Raw genomic sequence first — 23,608 nt, 5'->3', positions numbered from 1 at the left:
GCCCTACTTTCCTTCGTTCTCATTTTTACTCACTCTGTTATAGTTACTGTAACGTCCATACCTGCTGTACTTTCCATAGCGGGTTCCTGTAACCGGGCTTTCCGCCAGGCTCTCGAACGTCTGCACACCATTCAATACCACTCCGAGTACCTTCGTATGATTATCCCGGAAGTCATCCATCACTTCATTGATATCCTCCGCATACATATAATTCTGTCTGGCAACGATCATTACCGCATCTGCATTCCTGGCAAATATCTGGGCATCCCCGATCATTCCCGCCGGAGGTGTATCGATGATCACATAATCCACAAACTTGCGGCACGCTGTCAAAAGCTTACCAAGACGCTCCGTATTCAACATCTCCGTAGACGTGGAATAGCAGTTCTTGCCTCCCATAAAAAGCATATGCTTCCGGTTACACTGAAGCATGACATTGCCCAGCTGTCCATTGCCTTTGAGATATTCACCCATCTCATTTTTCTCTTCCAGATCCATTCCCAGAATCAGGAACTGAGACGGACGGCGGATATCTCCGTCAATCAGCAGAACCTTCTTGGACTGGGCTGCAAACGTAATCGCAAGGTTTGCCGCCACCGTAGACTTTCCTTCATTCTCAGACACACTGGTTACGACCAGGACCTTCCGGTCTTCTTTGGCCATCTGATATTCTACCTTTGCGGCAAGCTTTCGATAACTTTCCACAAAACGGAAACTGGCCACCGGGTTATCTACCAGAATAGCCTCTTTTTTATGCTGAACAGCCTCTTTTATCGTCTTATATTTCCACTCATAGCTGATCGCGCCAAGGCTTCTGGCATCCAGCTTACGCTCAATCTCTTTTTCCTGCTTCACCGTATTGCTCATGTAGGAAAGCATTCCAAGAAGAAGGATTACGATCAGCGCACCTCCCAGAAATCCTTTCTTTGCATCGCCCGTGGCATCCAGCGGATGATCAGGCGCATAGGGGATCACCGGATCCTCCAGCACATCCATCACCGCATTTCCCACGGTATATAAAGACACACTGCTGTAATTGTCCATGACCGTGCGGATAATATCAATGGAATCCTTCGGCGTATCTGCCGTCACTGACAGAACCAGCATGTTGGTTCCTTCCAGAACCTTCGCATTGATCTCTGCATTCAGTTCGTCGACCTTCATCTTCTCACAGATTGTCTTCTCCATGATGTTACTTTTTAATATTTTCTGAAATGTCTTCGCCATCGTATTGGCAGATGACAGATTACTGTATGCATTGGAATCGCCCCTGGACGCAACCACAAATGTTGCCTGTGTCGTATATTCCGGCACATATTTTACGCTCACCACAACATAGGTCAGCATAGCTCCGGCGAGCGCTCCGAGTAAAATCACCCACCAGTTTACCAGGATATCGTGCAGCAATGTAAATGGTTCGATCTCGGATTCCATAAATTCAGACATTTCATTCCTACTGTTCTCCATCCTGTTCTCCTTCCTGTTCACCTTCTACCACAACATACATTCTGGTCACAGCCGTCGGTGCCCCCTCTGCCGTATAAGACAGATCGATACTGTACACGCCGGGAGTCGCATAGTCCACATTGGGTGTTACCGCGATTCCCTCCATCGTTCCGGCAAGTCTCTCACCATCCTGCTCATATGTATACCCCATGCCGTTTATCTCCATCCCGATCACATATGCCATCGGGTCAATCGCCTGATTCACTGAGGTATACACGATGTAAGATGACAGCATCGGATACCACTTGGCCTGTTCCTGACGATCCCCGGATTCTGTGATCACAACTTCCAGAGGAACTGAGCATACATCCCCGGCACTGTTGCTTACCTGTGCAGTAATCATATAAGTCCCTGCCTGCACATAATAAAAGCTGCTGTCTACACTCGTCCGGATCTGACTCGTCAGATCTCCGTCGAGACAGTCCGAAGCAGTCATATTCTCTATAAGATTAACCTTATCTGCTTCTGTCGTTGAGTACCGAAGCGGCGCAGCCAGGTAGATCCTCGGCGGCACATAATCCGTATATTCTACGGTTCGCTCCAGTGTCCCCGCCTGATTCGCTTTATCAAACACCACGTACGTCACTGTTCTTTTTCCTTTAGATATAAAATGTGACATGGACGAAACACGAATCGAAGAGGTCAGATCCCCGTCCCGGTTATCCTTCGCCGTTACTCCCTGCATCAGCGCTTCCTGCTGCACTTCCTTTTCGTCTGCAACACTGATCGTCACCGTATCTTCCTCACAGGTAATCACCGGCGGGGTATGATCTTCCAGCATTCGCGACTTTACATTATATGCAGCAAATGCCACACAGGAAAGCACAAATACCAGACTTACTATCCACTTTAGTCTTCTCATGACAAATCTCCTTCATATATATACTAACATTCAGGGCCGCTTCACGGTCCGGCATACTATCGCCCGGAAAATGGAATCGGCTCCAGCTTCAGGATCGGCTTATTTGCACAGATTCTGGCAGGATTCTCATGAAACAGCACATCCAGTTGTTTTTTAGAATATTCCACACCAAGCTCCGCATAAGCATCCCGCATATAGGTCGTCCTCTGAAACGGGCTGTGCGCATCGCTCGCCACCACAGATACCAGATTGTGATGCAGCAGCCTGTGTGACGCAATCTGTGCGCCTTCTCCGAATCTTCCGAGGAGACTTCCCTTATTCACCTGGATCACATACCCCTGCTTGCGCCATCTCCATGCCCTCTGCGGATCATCCTGTATAAATTCATACCGTTCCGCATGTGCAATCACGGGCTTTGCACCCACATGCGCTACACGCTCCAGCAGATCATCCGCATAATCCGGATCCTCGTCAAACGAAAACTCTATCAAAATATAGCGGCTCTGATTCAGCGGCATGATCTTACCGTCCACGATCAGATCCGGAAGATCTTCTGTCGCATACGCCTCCATCCCCGGCAGGACCTGAATCTTCAGATTCTCCTCTCTGGCTGCACGAACCACACTCTGGTACCGTTCAATATATTCCTGCCCGAAATAATTATCGAACAGTCCCGGAAGATTACAGTGCGGAGTCGCAACGATCGCCTCCACGCCACTGTCCTCAGACATTCGGAGCATTTCCATTGTATCATACATATCTTCCGCACCATCATCATATCCCGGAAGAATATGCGCATGTATATCTATCATTGTATCATCCTTTATCTTCTGAAATGTTATAAAATCATGCATATTATATCACAATAGATTTTAAAATGCACCCGCTATCACAAAAATCGCCGTGTCCCTCATTACAGTTCATATCCATAAAGAAAGATACAACGATTCCATTCCCTGTCCGACAGTTAAAAATCCATTGCCATCCTGCTGGCCATCTCTTCATCCAGTTCCGTCACTTTTGTCTCCATAACACGATATACCCTCTGACACAGGTTCAGCACACTTGGTCTGTGTGTTGTCACAATACAGGTCTTATTCGGCTTCTGCTGTACAATATTGCGAAGCACCTGCCGTTCTGTCGTCACATCCAGCGCAGACGTCGCCTCGTCCAGAAGCAGAACAGGTGCATCCCGGAGCACCGCCCTTGCAATGGCGATCCGCTGGGCCTGTCCTTCCGAGAATCCCCGGCCGCGTTCCCCGATCCTGCTGTTGATCGTATCCGGCATCTTCTCCACAAAGTCCCACGCACAGGCAATCTTCAACGCCTCCACGATCTCCTCATCCGTTGCATCTTCCTTCACCATCCGCATATTCTCTGCAATGGTTCCGGATAATATGGTATTGCCCTGCGGGACATAGGCAAACAGATGCCGCGTCTCTGCATTCAGCACAACTTCCTTTCCATCAGAAGCAACAATCAGCGCACTTCCCGCCTCCGGACGAATCAGTCCGAGGATCAGACGGATCATCGTCGTCTTTCCTTCACCGGATGGTCCCACCAGCGCCACGATCTCTCCCGGACACGCCCGGAACTGTGACTGATGGATGACCCTCGTCCCTTCTGTATAAGAGAACTCCACATCCTTCATCCGGATCTCGAATCCGTCCCCCGCAAGCTCATCCAGCTCGGAACTCTCCGGAATGTGCACTTCCTTCGGAAGTTCCACCAGCTCCCGGATCCGGTGCGCCGACACCGAACTGTTCAAAAATGACGGTATGATCGATACCACATTGTTAAATGCGCTCGAGAGCTTACTTCTCTGCTGCAAAAACAATGTCATCGTTCCATACGTGATATCATGCGTCCATAGCCGGAACAGACAGTATCCGAATGCCAGAAACTGCACCATCGTTCCCATGATCGACAGCACAATATTCGTCTTAATGGTAAATAAATTATATTTCAGGCTGATGTCTTTGAACCTTCCCTGCCACCAGCGCATCTTCTTACTGTAATGTGGGGCAATTCCAAATGACTTAATCGTATCAAAGTTGTAAAATGTCTCCACCTCAAATGTCATCAGATTACTGCTCATCTCACGGACCTTTTTGCTGTAATCCCGCTGTTTCTTAATCATAAAACGGGACATCAGAAGCATAAAAGGTGCACTTCCCAGCGCGATCACTGCCATGATCCAGTCATAATGCATGATCACAAAAAAAGTCGCGATAAAATTATAGACCGCAATAATAATCGACGGAAGCCAGCTGATGGCATTGCCGCTGACCGTACTGATATCCCCATTGAAACGGTTCAATATATCTCCATTACTGTATTGATTGATTTCCAGCCAGTCCGCGTCCACGATCTTATCAAAGATATCCGCCTGGATGTCATTGTTGATGTCAATGGAGAGCCTGGTTGAGATCCGGCTGATCACACTGTCAAAGACCAGACTGAATACCGTACTTCCTACCATGATGGCAATCAGAAACGGAAGTTTCTCCATCTTATACCCCGTAATGATATCAATCAGATACTTGCTCGCCACGCTGCTTACCAGCCCAAGCGACGTGCTCAGAATTCCAAGCACCACGTAAAATGCAATGGCACCCTTATATCTGGCACTGTAGCTAAAGATCCATTTCCAGTCATCAATAATCTCCGAAAATGTTCCGTCTTTCCATCTTCCGATCAGGATATCCAGAGATTCAAACCCCAGATTCCTTCCATTTCCATTGTCCTGCTTCTGCTCTTCCATATACAACCCTTCATGCTCATAATAATATGCATATTATAACATGTCCGCCACATTTTTGTGTATTTATTTCAAAGTGCTTTCTTCCTGGTACTGATTCCGGGTATACGATACCGATTCCGTATCGTCCATCGACTCCAGACACCGTATCGTTTCCCGGGTATACCGGCACAGATATTCCGGCACCGCATCATATGCCCCGCACTCTGCTTTCGCACTCGCCGCACAGGTATTGCATATCTTTCGAAGCTTACACGCACTGCACGCGGCACTGGTCCGTATCCTCGAAATCCCCTGCACTACCTGTTCCCAGGCTTTGGAGAATCCTGTCTCTGCCACCGGGACACTCGGTTCATCCAGCACGACACAGGCTCGCATCTCCCCCTGCCAGTTAATGGTATACGAACTCTTTCCGGCACGGCAGGTCATCTCCCCCGGAACCGGATCCCCTTCCGGGGTATGTCCGGCAAGCTCCAGAGTCTTCTCCCGGTACTTCGCAAACAGCTCTTCGCCCATCTCTCTTCTTAAGACCTCCACTTTGGCCCGTCCTGCCTCCTCCGGACTCATCCGCGCCTGCAAGTTATACGGACAGCTCCTTTCCCGCACTGACGGGTACATATACGTATCGATCCGCACCGGAACGTCCAGTTCTTCTCCCCGTGCAGTGATCTCCATCCGGTCATTCATATTGCCCTTTGCAAGGCTTCCGTTGATCTTCACATCCACGCCCCGTTCCCTCAGAAGTCGGATCCCGCGCATGGTTCTTTCATATCCTTCCGGGAAATGGCACAGATTACGATACGTCTCTTCACTCGCTCCATACAGCGTGATATTGATCCTTCGGGGCCGGTTTTTCCTGAAAAAATCCGCCCAATCCTCATCTATGAGCGTTCCATTTGTATTGATCGTCACGATCATCCCCAGTCGGCGAAGTTCCTGATACAGGGTACGAAACTCCGGGTAAAGGAGTGGCTCTCCGCCTGTCAGCAACACGAACAGCGTACCTGCTTTCACCATCTGACGCGCGATATCAAGCCATTCATCCAGAGTACGAAGCCGCCCCTTTGCTTCCATCTCCTCCCGGCTCATCCTGACATAACACATGTCACAGTTCATGTTGCAGAGCGGAAGAAGCTCCAGGATGCCGTAGAGGGGGATCTTATTCTTTTCAGCATGTGCAAATAAAGCACGCTCAACTGAGGTGCTGTCTTCCAGAATGTCCATGTGTACTCCTTTCATACGTTCATCGTACGGTATGAGGATGGATGGGTGGGGTGTACAAGTGACGCAGAACTCATCCGTTCCGTGAGCAAACACGTCGGTTTCTGCTGGCGCTCGTATACCACCACATCCTGTCCATCTCCACACAGTACGGATTTTCCAAACCTTCCATATGATATAAAAGAAGCTGTTGTAAAAGGTCCTGCCAGAAGGCATCTGCCTGATTTACAACAGCTTTTTTATTCATTTTACAGTTCTGTTTATGACTTTGCAGTCTCCCATTTGCTCATGTCAAGATTTTCAGTACAGTGTGTATTATTACCCCTTGGTCCTCTCCATACAATTACCGGAGTCACTGTATCCTCTTCAAACCAGCCTCCATCTACTACATAATATCCGTTCAGGAACGAATCTGTACTTTCTGCCTCATGTGTGGTTCCACATGCATGATATTCGCTTAAATAAGTATCTGCACGATACCCCCAACCTCCTGTTTTCTGCAAACCTTCCTTTCCATTGGACTCCAGGTACACGCTTCCGTATACTCCTCCGCCTGCATCACATGTAAATTTATATACTACACCGCTTTCTCCACATGCTGCAACATACTCATTTGCAACAAACTTCTCAACATTCATCATTGGTTTTCTGTAACTTCTTGCCATGATTGTCTTCCTCCCTTATCATTCTTTTAAAATAAATATTACCTGACTCTTAATACCTATATCTAGGAACTCGCATATGTCTTCAGTGATATCCTGTCCTTCTGTATCGAATTCTTCAGCTACTGCATCCACCAGTGCCTGGATTGTCTTCGGGCTTTCCAGCTCGTTCCAAAGAAATGCACCGACTTCATCCAATTGTATCACTCCATTGAATTCCGGAAGTTCTTCTCCCGTTTTTTCCTGGTAAACCCCTCCGGTATCTACAGGAACCAACATGAACTCGCCAGCAATTTCCCGGACAAGGAAGCCTTTTCTAGCCACAAAACGTTGTTCCATCATATATTTATCTCCCCTGTACAAATGGTATTATATAAGAATCTACATTATAGTTCAAATATATTTTACTCATATCGGATAGCAATGTCAATTCTCTTCTCTTATTTTTCCGTATTTTTTATAACATTTTACTGTATTTCGTTTCACCGCATTACTCTTTTGAGGAAGTTTCCGGGATATTATTCCCTGGTTCGTCTTATTTTCCCGTAGATCCGTACGATCATTCTCCGGAACGGAATCAGCCGGATCCACACATGTTCGAAGAATTCCCACCAGAAATCTCCGGGTTCTATCCATTTCCCTTTTCTCTTTACACGGATAATCCGGGCAAATATCTGTTCTTCGGAAATGGGACCTTCCATCTCCCACTGAGCGTCTCCGATCATGTAATATCCTTCCGAGCTTACTCTGCAGATACGATGCATCACATACTGACCGCTGATCCTCTGGTAAAATACCATGTCTCCTTTTTTTAGTCTGCGATCCGGCTCCGGCTTACGAAAGCAGATCATGTCTCTGTTATGTATCAGGAACGGTGACATGCTGCTTCCTGCGATCTGCATACTGACCACCTGTCCCTCTTCTGTTAATTCACGTAATACGGACACGTATTCTCTTGTATTCACGACTTTCATATGTTATATTTCCTTTTTATTTTCTGTTTTTATCATACCATCCGGGCTTCCGTCCCGCAAGAATACACAATCTATTCTTTTTGCTCTTTTTTTCCCCTTATTCCTTATTTCATCTTTGTTTGACTTGTTTTTAACACAATTCGAACTTTTCACAACTTACCGCTTTTATTTCATGCAAATATATGCCATTTTACGTCGTATTATGACAGTTTCATAGCCTGTTTTTCGAATTTATGATATATTAAAAGAAATATCTGCCCTGTGAATTATTTATAATTCAAAGCGATATTGTAGGGAGGAGGGATTACATGTTTATTTCTGTCTGCGATCCTCATTCAGCAGATGTGAAACAATTAATCGGACTCTTGGCTACCTGCATGAAAAAGTATCTGCTCGACGATTCACTGCTTGATATCGATATTTTTTCTACCACTGATGAACTTCTGGCTTCTCAGAAAGACTACACCCTCATCTTTCTCGGGATATTGTTCAATGGCACCAGTGGCCTTGAAGCTGCCAGGCAGTTGAAATCACGCAGGAAACAACCGATCATTATTTTCACGACAATAAGCCCCGACCATTGTCTGGAAAGTTATGATCTTGGAGTTGAAGGTTATATTTTAAAACCTGTCACAAAAGAACGGCTAGAAAAGATATTTACCCGCTATATACTTCCAGCCTTTCCACCAACGAACACTCTGAATATTTATTCCAACCGGCTTTTATTCCATATACCGGTTCGGGAAATTCGATATATTGAGAGTATCGGAAGGAAATGTATCGTCCACACCGCCAATCAGGCTTATGAGACGAACCTTGCCCTGAATTCCATCGAACAGACATTGAACAGCACATGTTTTGTCCGGTGTTACAGAAGTTATCTGGTAAATATGTATTACATCGAAGCTGTATTGGATTCGGAAATCCGCCTGGTAAATGGCGAACGGATCCCGCTGACACTGCGCAAACGCAGTTCTATTATACAGATCTATAACGAGTATCTCATTACTCATTCGGCCGAAAAGTAAAGGGAGCAGCCGTATCAGTGATCCTGTGATTACCGATACGGCTGTCTTTTTTTAATCAATGATGTGATATTGCCGAAGCAGTTCCACCCGGTTCATCCCGATCTCAACACTGTTTTCTTCTTCGTTTCCCAATCTGCTGCCATGCTTCCCACGCTTCAGATACTGGATACAGCGCATGATCCACGCCGTCGGGAGCAGCCACGGATATCGTTCTAACCACGGATAGCCCCTCTTCATATACGAGATTGGTGGAAACAGGGAAGATCCCAGAGAAGCGACCGTGTCTTTTTTTCCTTTCTTTACAGCAGCCAGCGTCATATTGGAACTGTGCTTTCTTTCCATAGAGCTGTCCCCGAAGATTCCGCTGTCCAGAAGATCCATAAGCAGTGCACTGCAGTCTGTCCCGGGCCATGTGATCTCATCTGAGATACCGATCTCTTTCCCGGACATTCCAAGATACCTCTCACCAATCTGCAGAAGTCCGCAAAAGAACATGTCCATCCGCAGTTCTTTCAGACGTCCCGCAATGTATGCCCAGTCAATCTGTTCGCCATAATGTTTTGCCAGCATCATAATATCACTCACCTGGCGGATACCAAAGCCACTGTGAAGAAAATGCTTAAAGCTGTGACAGATCAGATAGTACAGATGATCTGTCGGATGAAGCGTCCACACCTTCGTATCCTGTATCTTTTCACAGATACAGCGGTCATGCACTCCTTCAAACTCCCGGTTGAGGTGCCCGTAAGCACCGGATTCCTCTGGAAACAGAGACAGATGGAGTTCAATATATACGCCATTTTTCGAATTCAGGTAAGGAACTTCGTGCGGGAGACCTTCCGCAGGAAGTTCTTTTCTCTGGAATCCCTCTTCCTGCATAATGCGGTCACAGGCTTCAAATTCTTCCGGACGCAGAAGTACGTCTTCATCCCCGGACACACGATAATCCGGCTTTGCGTATAGATTTCTGCATACGATCCCCTTCACAACCAGCGGCTTCAGACCATTGTCGCACAACCTGCGATACAGCCTGAGAAAACCTTCCGTACGCTGCACCTGCAGCATCACATCACGAAGCGCCGTCTGTTTCCATCGCATCGCAAGAAGACCAGACTCTTCCCCGGATAGCTGCGGTGCTCTCCAGATCATCTCATATACAATAGAAGCAATCTTATGCACAGCCGAAAGTCTGTATAATTCCTCAATCTCCTTGCCGTCTATCGTATCCGGCAGCGCATATTCCGTCTTTCCCTCCATAAATGCTTCCATAATATGAAGCAGCTCCGTCTGCACTTTGGTCAGTCTATATTGCTCACTCATTCTTTGTTACTCCCGTCTTATATCCTGTTCTCTCCTGTTTCATCCTGTAAAATCGCCCGTTCCAGGCACTTCACCGCATCCTCCGAGATATTGCATTCCAGACGGTAAACCGGTATTTCCCGAAGCAGAATCTCCAGCTGATCCATAACCTTCATCTGAAATGGAATATCCCAGGTATTGATCGTAATCTGTCCCATCAGTTCCCGAAACGCTTCCACCGGCTTCATGCGATAAGCAAGGTTCTCCTTCGCCTGCTTCAGCATCACTACCGCACGGATCGGGTACGATTCATTGTAACAGATTTCAGAACTGCCGCAGACCGGCCATCCACAGGCATACCAGCCTTCTTCTTTTCGCAAAAGCAGCGAGCGGTCTCCGTTGACAGTCCGGGTTCCCCGATACTTCTCCCACAGATCCGCCTGTGTGGATTTTCCCGTCTCTGACGGCGCCGAAAACAGAATCGCCTGATCCTCCCGGCACATATATGCGGAATGAAGAATCAGCCCCGCATCCCGGATCATCTGCTTTTCAAGACTCAAAGCAGAGAGAAAAACCGTGTCATAGATCAACATATGCTCCGTGCCGCGATCAAACCAGACCTGTACGTGGTCTTCATCCTTCTGACAGGTTACCGCATACGGCATCTTTGCCCCATGAAAATTAATGACTCTGCACTCTCCGCATTCTGTAGTAAATACATGCAGGTTGTCACGTTTTACTTCCCGTGATCCTTCAAGCTTCCGGGCCCTCAGCATGGATTCAATGCTCTGTATGTCATCGCTGAACTCCAACGTGTAGATGACGGCCCCGGTTTCTCTTTCATTCGTCAAAAACTTTTTCAGATTTTGGGGACTTAACATATCATCCGGCATATTTAATTCTATCTGTATCCGGCCAATCAGATATCTGTTACTTCTCATCTGTCTCTCCTTTACCGCTTCCGGTCTATACACCATTCAGAATTCCGCCGATAATCTGCACCTGGCTTTCCGCCAGATGCTCCATGCCATCCATGATGTGATCCACTCTGGCAAAATCTTTTCTCACCACGAACACCGCAGCGTCCGCGTACTGCGCAAGCACAACAGCATCCGTCAGAAGTCCTGCCGGAGCACTGTCAAGTATCACATAGTCTGCCCACTCTTCCATTCTGGCTATGATGCGGTGCATGAACTCCGTTCCAAGAAGTTCTGAGCCATCCCTGAGAGATGTTCCGCCCGGAAGGAACATCAGACGCATCTCCGGGTCAAGTCCCATATCCTTACTCTTAATGATACATTCCGCCAGTTTTTTCTTATGCTCAAGCACTTCCCCGAGACCTTCCCCCGGATCCAGATTCAGGATCTTACGGTCCGTCGGATGTCTCAGGTCACAGTCGATCAGAACCACTTTCTTTCCCGCCTGTGCAAGAGAAAGTGCAAGATTAACAGCAATCGTACTCTTACCTTCTCCGGCAAGCGCACTGGTGATCAAAAATGTCTTCAGATGGTACTCATGTGCATGATATTCCACTTTATTGCGGATCATACGAAATGATTCCTGAAGCTTTTCTTCCACTTTCGGATCCGTCAGAACCATCCTCGTCTGAGAAGTTCCGGATCGTCTCTTTTCATGTATCTCCGGGACAGTTCCCAGGCATCTGGTATGCATCCATCTGTGAATGTCCGATTCCTTTCGAACGGTTCTTCGGGTCACCACCAGAAGTGCCGTCCAGAGAGCCGCGATCAGAAATCCGAATAAGCCGCCTTTCAGAGCACTTTTCTTAAATTCCTTCGGATTATCCGGCTCCGGCGGGATTCCTGTCTCATCCAGCATCTCCATATTAGTCTTGCCAACAATCACTTCCGATATCTCCGGATAATTTTTAATCACAGACTGCAGAATCGCATATGCACGTCCCGCATCCCGGTCAGTAACAGAGATCGTCAGCAGATTCGTATTCTCGGCAACGTTCGCCTGAATATTTCCCGTCACACTGCCGGTTCCCATATCCTTTGCAACTTTACGCTTCAGAACACCGCTAGTCAGAATATAGGGAAATGTCTTGGCCATCTGCTCCGCAGCCGAGTTATTGTAAAATGCCACCGTTCCGGATTCGCCAACTCCCTGTTGGTCTCTCTGTATATTCACCGTAAACGTTGCGGATGCCGTATAGCGCGGCTGATACTGCACCCTGGCGCGAATATAAAATATGCCGGTTCCAAGCAGCGTCAGAATCAGAACCCACGCCCACATTCTGCGAAAGATACGGAAATAATCCGACAACATCTCTGTAATGTCGATCAGCTCCGGTTCCTGGCTTTTTTCATTTTCCTGAACACCCATCTATCAGCTCTCCTCTTTCTTCTCTGCAACTGTTTCCTGCTCATCCTGTCTGCGGTCATAGTAAGACTGGTATTTGCCGTAACCATAATACTTTCCGTAATGATACCTTCCATAACCATAGCCGTAACCGTAGCCGTAACCATATCCGGAACTGATGATCGCTCCGCTTACCAGTACATCATTGAATACACAGCCAAGAAGCCCCTTTCCATAACGATCCAGCATATCAATCGTATCATTAATATAAGGAACCTTCGTATAATTCTGCTTTACAACCAGCAGTGAAAAATCCGCCTTTCTGGCAAGAACTTCTGCATCGGCTCTTCCCTTTGCCGAAGGTCCGTCAATGATTACAAAGTCCATCTTTCCTCGCATGGCATCCAGAAATGCCTCAAATCGCCTGGAACCAAGAAATTCAGTCGACCTGGCATGCGGCACATTGTTAACCAGAAGATACAGGCTTTTATCCTTCATCTGAAATACCAGATCTTCAATATTTCCACCGGGATGTTCTCCCAGTCCGGCTCCGTTCGGCACATCCACTCCCAGAAGATCTGCAAGCCCACTTCTGCGCAGGTCGCCTTCTATGAGCAGAACCTTTTTCCCTCTCTGAGCCATGGCAAGCGCCAGGTTCACTGCCACCGTCGTCTTTCCTTCCTTCTTCATCGCACTGGTGATCAACAGTACATTTCCCTGTTCCTTACTGCTCTTATATAAAAGCTTCGTCCGCATCTTCTTGATCGTTTCCACAAATCCAAAGCTGACTGCCGGTTCGGTAATCAGTATATTCTTCTTCTGCCTCTTCAGACGTGCTTTCAGATTCCGATAGGAAGACTCATGATTCAGCGTTCCGAATACCGTCGTATCCAGCTTATCAGCCACTTCATCTTCGCTCTTTACATTGTCCCGCTGATAAGACAGTACGGACAACAGAAGAATGATCAGCGAAACTGCTGCGAGAAATCCTTTTTTCATCACAGCTTTCCCCTGAAATGCCACATCCGCCGCGGAAGGGAAGTCCGGTTCTTCAAAGACCTCCAGCACAACTTCTCCCAATACATTCTGAGACACTTCCGGATAATGCTCCAGCATACTGTTCAGCAGCCGGAACGAGATCTCCGGGGAATCGCTGGTCACAGATACCGTCAGAAGATTCGTCTCCGGCACAACCGCAATCTTGATCGTACCCGGAAAACGCTCCATATCCAGAGACTCTGCCACCTTTTTCTTCAGAATCTGACTGTCCAGTACCGACTGAAATGTATCCGTAAGCTTCTTTGTCTGACTTTCGTTGGCATACGCACCGGTACTTGTTCCTCTCGCCGATACTACAAACGTCGTACTGGATGTGTATGTCGGATGATATGTAATCGCAGATGCAATATAGCAAAGCAGCGCAGCTGATATCCCAATGAACAGTATCACCCACCAGTTTCTCACCACGTCCCAGACAATATTGTAGATTGTCTCCATCTGCTTTTTCTGTGTTTCCTTCTCCATGTCCTTTGACCTTTCTTTCAAGAATACCTGCAAGTCCTTACTGCACGACTACGACCAGCCTGCTCTTTCCGTTGGATGACGTACCATTGACAATATAGTCTGCATAATACGTACCTGCCTCTGCAGTATTTACATTGGACTGAATGGTAAGCGTCCCCTCTCTGTCAGCTCCGGCATAATAGGCAGCCGGATCAAATCCATCTCCGACAGACAGATAGATCAGATAATCACTCAGACTCACGTGGATTCCCGAATAATTCTTCTCCGATATACTGATCTGTGTCTTCAGATACACCGTGTTACCACCGCTGTCCATCACGCGAAACTCCACAGGATACTCCCCTGCCGCCATCGTGTTGACCGTTTTTTCCAATGAATACTTAATATTCGAAGTCAGATCACCATCCAGCACACTGTCTGCCGTAATACAGGACAGGATGTCGATGCTCCCACCCGCCGAATAACACAGCGACCCGGTCATGTGAAATACCGGCGGCTCATAATCCTCATATACCAGCGTACGCTCACATCTTCCAACATTCATGCTTTTATCCACCGCTGCATACGTAATGATCCGGGTTCCCTCCTCCGTAAACGCAGACAGACTCTCGATCACAATCGAATCCGTCACATCTCCCGAACGATTATCCTTCGCCGTCACGCCTTTCAGCAGATCTTCCTCCTCAGCCTCAACCGACACCTTCAACTCCTCACTGTCACAGGTAACCACCGGAGGCTTATTATCCTGCACCACCTTGCGATATCCCTGAAACGCAACGAACGCTCCTATGGATACCAGAAGCAGCAGCACACTGAATATCTTTAACTTCTTCATCTGAATGCACCTCTTTATCCAAGACTTTCCGCTCAAAAGCGAAAGTCAGATTCTACATAATATCTGCATAATAACCCTTTATACTATAACAAAAAAGAGAAAAAGAAAAAAGACCGAAAAAATGAAAAACTTGTCTTTTCAGCCTTTTTGAATGCGTTCCGTTACAGGAAGCAGGGAATATGAAGTTCAGCAAGTCCCGGCACCGACAGATTATCCCCAGTACTTCTGTACCTCCTGTTCCGCCTGCTCTCTGGCGCACTGATACTTCTCCATGACTTTCCGGACTGCAATCTCTTTCGCGATTCCCAGATCCTTTACAATCTCTACAAGGCCCCGAATACCCTTCAAATATCATTCCGTTAAACAAATCTGCAAATCGCTCCGGATTTCCCATCCACTGCCTGACCGCAGCATTTCCCTTGCCCATGCTGTAACCTCCTTTTTGTATTCTGCTTTTCATTAAGATTGAAATAATCGGCGAAACTGCCTTTGAATTTATGAACCGTTTTCGAAACGGATGATCAGATGAATGAATGGCCATAGCCCTCGTCTGAATTCTTGATGTGGAAATCAGTATAACATATTCGTTTTCTAAAATCAATCATTTCTATATCAATTAATAAATATTATATATTTCATATTATAATTTCAAAAGAGACACAAGATAATCTCCTGTGCCTCTTAATTTCATTATTCCTTAATATACATATACCGTCTTGGTACCACTGGAACCGTATTTCACACTGGTTCCAAGTAATGTCATAACTGTATATCCTTCCGGAGCTGCCGCTCTGATATCAGATGCTGTAAAGGATGCTTTTGAGCTGCCTGAAGTCTGAACTTTTGTCAGCGTTGCTGTTCCAACACTCTTGCCAAATAACTTCTTATAAGTAACATTCAGTGTCGCAACCTTTCCGACCTGTACAGTTACTGTACCATCCGCACCGTAAGCAACTGACTGATCTGCCACGGCTGCTTCATCTGCAAATGCATAGCCATCCGGAAGAACAGCCTTTGCAGCCTCTAAAATGTCTGCTGCCGCAAATACATTCTCTTCCCCTTCTGCACCTGTAGCAGTCAGGGATGTGGAAGCAAGTTCTGAACCACTGTAGTCAACAACAGAGATGTTCAGGTTGGCATCAGCTTCAACAACCGGAACTTCCGGCTCCTCCATTAATCCAAGTGCAATCAGTGCATCATTGAAATCATCTTCATCTAATTCTGCAAATGCTGCGTTTGGATCGTCACAAATCTTCAGATTCGTAACTGCAAGAATACCATCCCCAGTATTTGTAACCGTCACTGTTCCATCGTTAGTCTTCGTAATTTCATAGAACATATCCGTATCAGATGTGATCGTCTGAGATGTTCCATTGACCGTACATGTAACCGAATCATTCACAGCCTTCAGACCAAGCTCCAGTTTACGATCTGTAGACACTTTAAATACAAGTGCCTGCCCTTTCTTCAGATAGATTTCTTTTTTCGGACCTTCATTCAGTAGAGTATCTGTGTTATCTGCAGAATTAAGCTCCGCATTACTTAATACAATAACTCTATCAATTATTCCATCTGTTTTCTCAAATACCTGCGCATAAATATCAGCGCTATCTTTTCCTGCATTTGCATTCAATGCGGTTAACACTGCGTCTCTCAGATTAAAGAATGTCGGATTTTCTTCCAAGTCGCTTGCATAAGCAGCATTGGTTGCTTCATCTTTTAGTGTACCATAAACACGGAATCCATCTAATCTAACAGAATTTGCATTAGTCGTTGTAATTTTCACTCTATAATCTCCATGTTCCAAACCTTTTATAGAAGCGATCACCGAATTATATGCACCTGTTGAAACCTGATCACCATAAGCGCCTGTTGCTGCGGTCTTAATAGTCATCAATTTTACAAGAGTACCATCTGCTTTAAACAGCTGAGCCATCACGTTACCGGTACTAGATGCACAATTTGCAAATATATCAATACCTGTACCTGTGAATGTGAATTCCGCAGTACTTCCTTTTGCATTAGATACTGCCTCTGTGCTATTAGATGGGCCTGTCGTTTCTGCTGCATATTTTGCATCATAACCATAATGATTCCTAGAACCAACTATCGAAGATGTCTGAGCACCAGTACCCTTGCCGCCTCCTGTGAATCCGCTTAACGTCGCAAAACCTTCTTCATAATAAACTGTCGTAGCAGGAATAATACGAACACCATAGCTCTGTCCATTTGACAATGATAGCGTCACATGATCATTATCCTTCAATGTTGTGTTTGGTGTATAAGTAAAGGATGTTCCATTTGCTGAAATCGTACCATATTTCGCGATACCGGATGAAATCGTAGTATTACCTAAAACATCACCCAAATTAATACTTACCGGCAAACCAAAGTCAATGACATATTCTGGCATGTTAACTGTAATATCTGCAACTGCTGATGCTTCAGACGTCAGACTACCTGCACTATACTGTGAGCTGTAACTATAGGAGAAGTCTGCTGTATTGGTAATTTTTCCATCCTTTACAACGTCTGCATAATTACTCATTGTTAATGTCAGTGATGTTGTATATGTATAAGTTTTATCGGATGTCGTTGATGTCCCCAAATCTGGACTGCTGATACCATTATTATTCGTTAACTCATCAGTCAGAGTTTCATTATCATAAGTGATGGTACCGTATGTAGCATTGGTTGCATAACGAGTAACAACTACGCTGTAATTGATCGTATCACCAATTTCAACCTTCATACCATCCGTATATGCTGTTTCTGTTCCGTCATGAGTAATAGACTTAATTGTTTTCTCAACAGTAGGCAATTTCTGTGCAACAAACTTACATACCTTTGGAGAACTTACAGTTCCAAATCCTTCTGTTGAATTCTTTGTTATGGTTGTTGCACCATCACATCCCAGTGCAATAGCATTGGAAAACAGTACCTTCATCTGGTCAATGGACATATTGCCTTCCAACAAAGCCCAACGAAAACCATGCAGAGAATTATTTATTGACTTCCATGCAGAATCACTTGAACTGGAAGGAATTGCGCTCGCATTGGCATCATTAAACGGCCATGCATCACTGCCCGTACCATCTGGATTACCATTGGAAAGTGTATAATACTGATCCGCAGAACCCGAGATACTCATGTAGGTTAATGCGTAACCCTCATCAGGTGCTGCAAAGAACATGATATTAAAATGACCTGTATAGGTGCCATTTTCTGTCCAATTACCGGTTGTAACACCTGTTCCGTTAACCGGAATCAGTTCGCCACCATTGATTGAATAATAAACTGTACAATTTTCGATCGTATTGATATTGAAGTAAATATCCTTGGAAGTTGTATTGGTATCTGCATCTCCTTCTGTGACTGTTACCAGCCATTTGGCAGTTCTGACAACATTGCCATCCGCATCTTTTATGGTAGCAGTTACAGTTACCGGACTGTCTGTAACATTCTGTCCTGCGAGGATTGCTTCATTGGTATAAGCTTCCGCAGAAGTATCGTACTTGCCAGCCACACCTACATAATTACTATCTGCACTGGACCATGTCACTGTTTCTCCATTATTCAGATCAACTGATATGATTGTTGTTTCGTTTTCTTTGATAGAAATAGGGGTACCATCATTGACGGTCACATTGTATTCAACTCCCGCTGTTGTAACCTTTGCCGTACCATCTTTCAGCCCAGTAAAGGTAATCTCATCATCTTTCACCTCTGTTTTTACCACAGATGAATTCGAATTCGTTACACCGGATGCTACTGTGCTGTCTGTATAAGTGGCAGTGCCTCCAACAGATATTGACACAGTCTCTGTCTTTCGTTTGACTGTAATATTATACAGAGTTGTTCCTACAATAGCTGTAGTCTCACCGGCAGCAACACCTGTAAAAGTAATTGTTGTAGAAGCAGGAACTGGATCCGTTGTTGACTGCGTATAAACAGTAATATTTGCTATTGAAGAAGTATCTTTCGTTGATTGCGTACCAATCTGAGTTACATTACTGGTAGAACTCGTTATAGAATACCCCCAAGTATAAGTATAGGACCTACCGCTCCAACTCCAACTAGAACTGCGCTTTGCATATACCGGATAATAATTAGTGCCATCTGGAGTATAATAATATCCACTTACAGTTGTCCAGTTACTTTTATTACTACTAATCAAAGTATCACAGGTAACACTGGCTTCAGTATACTTCTTTCCGCCTTTCTGACCGTCTTCCCCTTTCACTTGCATAGTTGCAATTATTGCATTAGGATTAGTATAATTGCTTGAATAATTTCCAGTATCATCCGTAACAGTCTCGGAATCTCCGACATACAACATAACATCTTTTGTGCTTATATCCTCCAGACTCAACACACCCTGTACAGAGAAATGTGGTGCTGTGAAGGTATAAACTCCATCCTTTAATTTCCCTTCCGTAAATGTTAAACTACCGTTTGTATTAACTGTAAAACCTGTCAGTTGCTTCTCATTAAGGTCTTTCATATCGTTAGGTAATACAATAGATACATCCGCAGAATCTGTATATGAACTATCATTTAACGTAATATCATAAGCCACATAAGTCTTACCTGCAAGTCCATTCACTTGAGCCTCTTTCACGTCGATACTGGTCAATTCTTTACCACCTGGAGCTGTAACTACCGTTTGGGTTGTTTCATCTGTTATCGTTGAGCCATTCTCCGTTCCCGCATTCTCAGAATCCACATCTAATCCCAGATCATACGTCTGAAAATCCATGGTGTAATAGCAATTATCACCGGTTCCCCATGCACTTTCCTGATTTTCATACAGAATAGCTACCTTACCATTTGATAGCTCTGTCAGACATGAATACATAAACTGACTGTTATTAGACGTAACAGAGATCGCCTTATCACTCTGCCAACTCATAGTATTATCGGTATTTACATAACCCACAAAAATCTTACCGTTTAATCTGGCACTTGCACTGCTACTATTAGATCCATTACTACCAGAACCAGTCGGACAGGATACCAGTATGACGTCTTTACCACCAACCGTCTTGGAGTACTTGATAGCGGATATCTGTGTATTGGAATTGGTTGCAATACCCGTATTCACAGGCGTTCCCCATGCACTATTGGCATAATCCACATAATACAGCTTACTCTCTCCATTACGGTAGAAGAATCTAAGGGTACCATCTTTCAGTTCCACAACAGCTGCTTCCGAACTCCACTTACTCGAAGTTGCCTCCGAAGATCTTGTCCATGTTGCCCCGCTATCCGCAGAATAAATGAACCCCATACACTGAGAATCAGCACTTCCATTATAACTGTAAACCGGGAAAATAATTGTCCCTTTACTTGTCACCAGACCACGTCCCGGTCCTGCCAGGCATACCTGTTCACTGCTTGTCTTCACATTCGGGATCAAGGCCGGTTCTGACCATGTCTTACCGCCATCTGTAGATTTTGTCAGATACAGATAACCGGTACGAACTACCTGATATGGAGAATCAGAGAAGAACAGATTCGTATCACAATTCGTTCCTTTAATGTTAAAATAGGCATCAACTGTATATCCACTAACAACATTATTACTGCTGTCATAGATCTGTCCATCTTTCAGATAATAATTGTATGTGCTGGATCCCGCTGCTGCCAGTTTCAGTGTACCATCACTATTAAATCCAACTGCTGTGGAAGGTGCCGTATTTCCAGATCCATTCAGAGCCACTCCATAAGGATACAGGTCTGTCAGCATGTATACTGTTTCACCATCTGTTGCCAAAGCCGGGTCGATAAATGCTGTGGAACCGGAGCCATTGTATACATTTCCATTATCTCCCAGATAGTTGGCAAATGTATAGTTCCAGTTAGCTCCATTGTCTGTAGAGTAAGATACGATTGTATCCAGACCTCCGCCGTCATAAGTCGTATTCCAACGTGCATCAGCCGCTGCGACAATGGTTCCATTACTCAATGTTACCATAGCCGGAATACGGAAGCTGTTGCTTCCTGCCGTTCCTTTTACAAAAGGATTACCGGTAGTTGTTCCGTCTGCAGGCTTTGTACCCATAGTCAATGACAGCGTTGACGGAGTATATTCTTCAGTAACTTCTGTGTCATTGCCTTCTGTTTGTTCTTCTGAGGATGTTTCTGGAGATCCATCTGTTCCTGTCGCATACGCATTCAACGACACGGATCCAAATGTCATACACAGAACTAACATCCACGAAAGAATTTTCTTGACATGTTTTTTCATAATTGACCTCCTCATTTATTTTTTCTTCATATCTATCATCTATATTAAAAGCAAAAACTGCATCATTTTTGCTGTTTAACCGTATTGTTTCCTTGTAATATTTCTTCAGCCAATATTTTCATTTCTTTTACTGTCCTGCACAGATATACCGGAATTCCTGATACATCTCCTGTTTCAGCAATCGCCATCGCCGCACATGCATGACAGATTTCCTGATTTTCACATTTACTACAGACACCAGATAATTTCATACTACTGCATATCTCAGCCAATTGTTTCCACGCTGATAAGAAATCCATTTCATATACATCTATCCTTGGTGTTGTAACCATGCCACACGGCAACATCTGTCCATCCCACGTAATCCAGAAAGAAGCATTGCCCGCACGACATCGGATTCTTCCATCTACCGGATCTATACAACTTTCATCCAGTCCGGGCGGCGGAACACTTCCTTTTATGATCTGTTCCAGATATTTCAGCCACCGTTCCTCTCCATTCTGAAGAAAATAAGTTTTTAAACGATATCTTGCAGATTCTTCCGGCGTAAATCTTTCATTAACCCCTATCATGTCAGGATCTCGTCTGACAGGCGGGAACATATAAGGTGCAACCTCAAGAATTAAATTTCTGTCTTTTGCATATTGAATCATCTCTTCCAAATCACCTGCATTTACCGGAGTAAGCGAGCAATTGAGTTTTACCTGAATTTCGGCCTTTTTTAATTCCGTGATCGCCCGGTCCACTTTTGAAAATACACCTTTTGCATCGCACAACTTTTCATAAGTGCGATCTGATGCTCCATATAATGTAATATTGACTCTTCTCGGCGGCAACTTTTTCAAACGTTCCAGAGCGGCTTCATCTATCAGTGATCCATTCGTATTAATAGATACCAGAAACCCCATCCGAATCAATTGTTCATACAACACCCAGAAATCCGGCCAAAGTAGCGGTTCTCCTCCTGTAAGCAATAGATACAGCATTCCTGCATCGTGTGCTTCCTTCGCAATCTCCACCCACTGTTCCAACGTCATCATGGATCTTGAGTGTTCTCTCACTTCCTTTGCCGTCTTTCTCACATAACACATCCGGCACGAAAAATTACAGATTGGAGATAGTTCAAAAGTTCCACTCAAAGGTATTTTTGCCATACTTGCCTTATGAAGCATATATTCTGATAATGTAAGCGTCTTTTTCACATTTCTTGTCATTAGATATCTGCCCCCATTAACAACGACTGTTTTAATCTCTCCACTGCTTGTTGATCCGGAGTACATTGCATCTCATACACAGAAATCTCTGAAGTTAAACTCAACGCAAGATCACAGGATATTTCCACACACTCTGGGTTCCATGTACTGATTGTCATTCCCGCATATACTTTACGAAATGCTTCTGCCGGATTCAGCTTATAAACGATAGAGTTTTCTCCACGCTTCAGCATAACAATTGCCCGAATCGGTACACTTACATTTTTGTGACACCTGGACGATCCAGCGTATGGCGCTCCATATGCATACCAGATTCCATTCTCTTTTTTAAGAATCGGACGATCTCCGTTTATAATAGAAGCATTTTCATATCGGCACCACAGATCGCCTTGCGTAGACTTACCTATTCCGGAGCTTCCCGAAAAAAGAATCCCACCATAGGGAGTATCTACTGCACAGGCATGTAGAATCATACATTTTTCCAATTGCAAAATAGTTTCCCATGCGATATGAAAAAAGCAATTATCACTCTGATTCAGATTTTCACTCCCACAAGAAAGATATCTTACTTCTATGGATCGCTTCTCCCATTCATAAGATGCCACAGCATATATCTGTCCATCCTGATTCACATTTCGAAATCTCCGAAAATAGCGCCCGCCCGCATCTTGTCCAACATCAAACGCCAGCTCGTTATGGCTCCATGGCTCCGTCACTACCGGAAGTTGATCTACTTGATGAAACGTCACCTCATAATCATATGATTTTACTTTTTCACATTGAAACGGGCGAAAACGTTCCGAGACAGTTATTTGGCTTTCTGTTTTGAGTGCAATAATGATTCCTGCAATTTTAAACCAGTAACAAAACATCTGCTAATCTCTCTTAAGAAGTAAAAACATTATATCCATCCGTTCCAGTGAATTTACAGTAATCTTCCCATACTTCCGGACCATATGTACAGTTTGCTCCTGCTGTATAAACGGTGTATCCCAAATCAATCCCTTCGATGTCATTAATAAAGCAATTCGTTTCAGCCTCTGCATGGTTCAATGCCGCACTACAATTTGCCACGGTATGAGACAACTCAAAGTTCTCATATACCAAATCCGGCTTTACATATTTCTTCATTCGCAATCTCCTTTTCTTA

19 protein-coding genes are annotated in these 23,608 nt (G+C 45.0%); 1 reads left to right on the top strand and 18 read right to left on the bottom strand.

The genetic code is table 11. The features are described from left to right. Positions 1 to 3: 3 nt before the first annotated feature. From ABE547_RS10065 to ABE547_RS10030, 8 genes are all read right to left on the bottom strand, one after another. A complete protein-coding gene (locus tag ABE547_RS10065; RefSeq protein ID WP_235250674.1) occupies positions 4 to 1,467 on the bottom strand; it encodes a polysaccharide biosynthesis tyrosine autokinase in 1,464 nt (487 codons plus the stop codon). Then, positions 1,454 to 2,368, bottom strand: coding sequence for an immunoglobulin-like domain-containing protein (locus tag ABE547_RS10060; protein ID WP_347378651.1), 915 nt, complete (start codon positions 2,366 to 2,368; stop codon positions 1,454 to 1,456). Before ABE547_RS10060 ends, ABE547_RS10065 begins: the two co-directional genes overlap by 14 nt. A 56-nt stretch (positions 2,369 to 2,424) precedes the next feature. After that, positions 2,425 to 3,180, bottom strand: coding sequence for a CpsB/CapC family capsule biosynthesis tyrosine phosphatase (locus ABE547_RS10055; RefSeq protein WP_347378650.1), 756 nt, complete (start codon positions 3,178 to 3,180; stop codon positions 2,425 to 2,427). 155 nt (positions 3,181 to 3,335) lie between these two features. Then, positions 3,336 to 5,132, bottom strand: a complete 1,797-nt coding sequence (locus tag ABE547_RS10050; protein ID WP_235250670.1) for an ABC transporter ATP-binding protein — start codon at positions 5,130 to 5,132, stop codon at positions 3,336 to 3,338. 63 nt (positions 5,133 to 5,195) lie between these two features. Continuing rightward, complete coding sequence (locus tag ABE547_RS10045) at positions 5,196 to 6,368, bottom strand: radical SAM protein (protein WP_347378649.1); 1,173 nt, start codon at positions 6,366 to 6,368, stop codon at positions 5,196 to 5,198. 242 nt (positions 6,369 to 6,610) lie between these two features. Continuing rightward, entirely contained in the window at positions 6,611 to 7,015 is a 405-nt protein-coding gene (locus ABE547_RS10040) for a hypothetical protein (protein ID WP_347378648.1), read from the bottom strand. A gap of 18 nt (positions 7,016 to 7,033) precedes the next feature. Continuing rightward, a complete protein-coding gene (locus tag ABE547_RS10035) occupies positions 7,034 to 7,354 on the bottom strand; it encodes a PqqD family protein (protein ID WP_347378647.1) in 321 nt (106 codons plus the stop codon). Between the two features lie 176 nt (positions 7,355 to 7,530). Then, positions 7,531 to 7,986: a hypothetical protein gene (locus tag ABE547_RS10030; RefSeq protein ID WP_347378646.1), complete on the bottom strand. Its 456-nt coding sequence runs from the start codon at positions 7,984 to 7,986 to the stop codon at positions 7,531 to 7,533. A 308-nt stretch (positions 7,987 to 8,294) separates the two neighbouring features. Between ABE547_RS10030 and ABE547_RS10025 the strand changes: the two genes are divergently transcribed. Next, the gene (locus ABE547_RS10025) at positions 8,295 to 9,014 is read left to right on the top strand and encodes a LytTR family DNA-binding domain-containing protein (protein WP_347378645.1); all 720 of its coding nucleotides are present in this window, start codon (positions 8,295 to 8,297) and stop codon (positions 9,012 to 9,014) included. 51 nt (positions 9,015 to 9,065) lie between these two features. On the opposite strand, the gene ABE547_RS10020 is transcribed toward ABE547_RS10025, so the two are convergent. The 10 genes from ABE547_RS10020 to ABE547_RS09975 form a co-directional block, all read right to left on the bottom strand. Further along, positions 9,066 to 10,334, bottom strand: a complete 1,269-nt coding sequence (locus ABE547_RS10020; protein ID WP_347378644.1) for a nucleotidyltransferase family protein — start codon at positions 10,332 to 10,334, stop codon at positions 9,066 to 9,068. A 17-nt stretch (positions 10,335 to 10,351) separates the two neighbouring features. Beyond that, positions 10,352 to 11,254 (bottom strand): hypothetical protein, encoded by a 903-nt coding sequence (locus ABE547_RS10015; RefSeq protein WP_347378643.1) that lies wholly within the window; start codon positions 11,252 to 11,254, stop codon positions 10,352 to 10,354. Between the two features lie 25 nt (positions 11,255 to 11,279). Continuing rightward, positions 11,280 to 12,659 (bottom strand): polysaccharide biosynthesis tyrosine autokinase, encoded by a 1,380-nt coding sequence (locus ABE547_RS10010; protein WP_347378642.1) that lies wholly within the window; start codon positions 12,657 to 12,659, stop codon positions 11,280 to 11,282. A gap of 3 nt (positions 12,660 to 12,662) precedes the next feature. Next, a complete protein-coding gene (locus tag ABE547_RS10005; protein ID WP_347378641.1) occupies positions 12,663 to 14,159 on the bottom strand; it encodes an AAA family ATPase in 1,497 nt (498 codons plus the stop codon). A 37-nt stretch (positions 14,160 to 14,196) separates the two neighbouring features. Next, the gene (locus ABE547_RS10000; RefSeq protein WP_347378640.1) at positions 14,197 to 14,994 is read right to left on the bottom strand and encodes a hypothetical protein; all 798 of its coding nucleotides are present in this window, start codon (positions 14,992 to 14,994) and stop codon (positions 14,197 to 14,199) included. 210 nt (positions 14,995 to 15,204) lie between these two features. After that, positions 15,205 to 15,342: a hypothetical protein gene (locus ABE547_RS09995; protein ID WP_347378639.1), complete on the bottom strand. Its 138-nt coding sequence runs from the start codon at positions 15,340 to 15,342 to the stop codon at positions 15,205 to 15,207. A 349-nt stretch (positions 15,343 to 15,691) separates the two neighbouring features. Further along, complete coding sequence (locus ABE547_RS09990) at positions 15,692 to 21,244, bottom strand: sialidase family protein (RefSeq protein WP_347378638.1); 5,553 nt, start codon at positions 21,242 to 21,244, stop codon at positions 15,692 to 15,694. Positions 21,245 to 21,306: 62 nt separating this feature from the next. Next, entirely contained in the window at positions 21,307 to 22,458 is a 1,152-nt protein-coding gene (locus ABE547_RS09985; RefSeq protein WP_347378637.1) for a radical SAM protein, read from the bottom strand. Continuing rightward, a complete protein-coding gene (locus ABE547_RS09980) occupies positions 22,458 to 23,330 on the bottom strand; it encodes a hypothetical protein (RefSeq protein WP_347378636.1) in 873 nt (290 codons plus the stop codon). Before ABE547_RS09980 ends, ABE547_RS09985 begins: the two co-directional genes overlap by 1 nt. Positions 23,331 to 23,343: 13 nt before the next feature. Then, positions 23,344 to 23,589 (bottom strand): hypothetical protein, encoded by a 246-nt coding sequence (locus ABE547_RS09975; protein WP_347378635.1) that lies wholly within the window; start codon positions 23,587 to 23,589, stop codon positions 23,344 to 23,346. Between the last annotated feature and the right edge of the window lie 19 nt (positions 23,590 to 23,608).

Origin of the sequence: Dorea sp. YH-dor226 (assembly GCF_039832105.1) — a bacterium.
Taxonomy (GTDB): domain Bacteria; phylum Bacillota; class Clostridia; order Lachnospirales; family Lachnospiraceae; genus Dorea_A.
Note: the sequence above shows the minus strand (reverse complement) of the source record. Positions and strands in the feature narration are given on the sequence as shown.